The sequence below is a fragment of the Janibacter massiliensis genome, from assembly GCF_900289115.1.
Lineage (GTDB): Bacteria > Actinomycetota > Actinomycetes > Actinomycetales > Dermatophilaceae > Janibacter_A > Janibacter_A massiliensis.
The window spans coordinates 1-2298 of the sequence record NZ_LT985202.1; the positions used below are offsets into that span (position 1 = coordinate 1).

General features: G+C 76.9%; 2 protein-coding genes. Both read right to left on the bottom strand.

The genetic code is table 11. The features are described 5' to 3' along the window. The coding region (locus tag DAA34_RS11950) for a serine/threonine-protein kinase (RefSeq protein WP_106820191.1) at positions 1-1073 on the bottom strand (1073 nt) is incomplete at its 3' end. Positions 1074-1080: 7 nt separating this feature from the next. Further along, a partial coding sequence (locus DAA34_RS11955; protein ID WP_106820193.1) for an FHA domain-containing protein occupies positions 1081-2298 on the bottom strand: 1218 nt, incomplete at its 5' end.

Below are 2298 nucleotides of genomic sequence, written 5' to 3' on the forward strand. Positions count from 1 at the left end.
GCGACGCCGGAGCCGCGGGGGCGCGGTGAGGCGGGGGAGCGGACGGGCCCGCGCGGCCCGCAGCCGAGCGGCGCCCGGCCCCTGCCCCTGCGGCGGGCAGGGGCGGGGGAGCGGCCGCCCCCCCCGACGCGCGGGCGCCACGCGCGGCGGGCGGCGCGGCCGCGGGGGCGGGCGTGGGCCGCACCGGTCGCCTCGGCGGCACCCGGCTCGTCCGGGACGACGACCGCCGTGCGGGGGTAGCGCTGCTCCTGCTCGATCGACTGCAGCGAACGGGCGAGGTCGATCGCCGTCGGCGGGCGGGACGCCGGGTTCTTGGCCATCGCCTGCGCCAGCAGCCGCTCAAGCGACGGCGGCACGTCGGGGCGCCCGGTCGCCGGCGGCGGGTTCGACCGGATCCGCGGCATGAGCGCGGAGGTGCCGTTGTCACCGCCGGGGACCTCGAACGGGGAGCGGCCGACGAGCAGCTGCCACAGGGTCGCCCCGAGCGAGTAGACGTCGCCGCGCACGTCCCCGTTGCTCTGCCCGAAGAGGACCTCCGGCGGCGCCCAGGGGACGGAGACACCGACGTCGTCGTCCGGCTCCTCCCCCGCGGCGCCACGACCGGCGATGCCGAAGTCCGTGAGGCCGGGCGTGCCGTACTGGCTGACGAGGACGTTCGCCGGCTTGATGTCCCGGTGGAGGATCCCCGCCCGGTGGGCCGTCTCGACCGCGCTCGCGAGCTGGACGCCCGTGCGCAGCACCTCTTGGACCGGGAAGCGCTCGGCCCGGGCCCGCGCCGCGAGGTTCGGCGGCGGGTAGTACTTCATGACCAGGTAGGGCCGCCCGTCCTCGGTCGTCCCGGAGCTGAACACCTGGACGATGAACGGGTGGTCCGACAGCTCGGCCATCGTGTCGGCCTCGTCGTTGAACTGCCGGATGATCGAGGGCGTCATCCCGTCCGTCTTGAGGACCTTGACGGCGACCCGCATCCGCGGCATCTGCTGCTGGTACAGGAAGACGTCGGCGTAGCCGCCCGCGCCGAGCGGCTGGACGTAGTCGAGGCCCGTGATGCGGGGCGGGACGGTCGTGCTCATCGGTCGATCAGGGCCCGATCTCGTAGGTGGCCGACACCTGCTCGGCGATGACGACGACCGTCCCGGGCTCGATCGGCACCTGGTCGCCGGGGCTGAGGCGGAACGGCGGCTGCCCGGGAAGGGCGACCGTCGTGCCGTTCGTCGACCCGAGGTCGCGGACGAGGACGTGCCAGCCGTCGAGGACGAGCTCGGCATGGTTGCGCGAGATGTCGCTGTCGGGGCTCGGCAGCTTGACGGCGTGCGGGCGCTGGTGGAGCGGGAGGTCGGGCGCTGGCTTGGGCGAGCGACCGAGGATGACGCCCCGGTCGAGCGTGACGACGTCACCGGTCGACAGGCGCAGGGTGCCCAGCGGCGGTCGCGGGGTCTCGAAGGGTTCCTGCGGCGCGATGTCCCGGCCGCACGTGCGGCAGGTCGACGCGTGCGGGGCGCTCGAGTGGCCGGCCGGGCAGAGGACGGCGAGGACGACCGGCCCGGCGGGCTGGTCGGTCTGGCCACCTGCGGCCGGCTCGTGGCCGTAGGGCGGAGGCTGGGGCGCTCCGGCGTACGGCCCCGGCGCGGGGTACTGATCGGGTGCCGCGGCCGCGGGGTGCTGCTCGGCTCCGGTGGCCGCGGGGTCCCAGGGGTGCGGCTGGGCGACGTACCCGGGATCGGCGATCGGCGGGTTCGGGGCGTCGGGCAGCGGGGCACCGCCCTCACCGGCCCACGGGATGACGGAGATGAGGCCCGGGACCTCGGGTTCCGTCTCGGCGGACGGCGGCAGGTCGCCCGGCTCGTTCGCGGGCGCAGCGCCGTGCGGCGGCGCGGTCTCGTACGGGTAGCCCGGGCCCGCGGGCATCGGGTCCTGGCCGGGGGCGCCGAAGCCACCGGGGAACGGCGGCGGCGGGACGGCCTGGCCCGGACCCCCGGGTGCGGGTGCGACCGGCGCCGACGGCGCGGGCTCCGGCTGGAACGGGAGCTCCGGCTCCTCCACGGGCATGAGCGTGGGGTTCGCCGTCGCGGCGGGCCCGCCGTCGAAGCCGCCCGCTGCGGCCACGGAGCCGCCGTCGACGGCGACCGGCTGCTCGTCGACCATCTCCGGTCGGGCTCCGGTCGCCCCGAACAGGTGGTCGTAGGAGGGCAGGTCCTCGTCCTCGGACTGCTCCTGCGGGTCGGCGGTCGGCGTCGACGCCGAGGCGGCCGGCGGAGCGGGTGGCGCGACCGCAGGGGCAGGGGCCTCGGCGTCGAC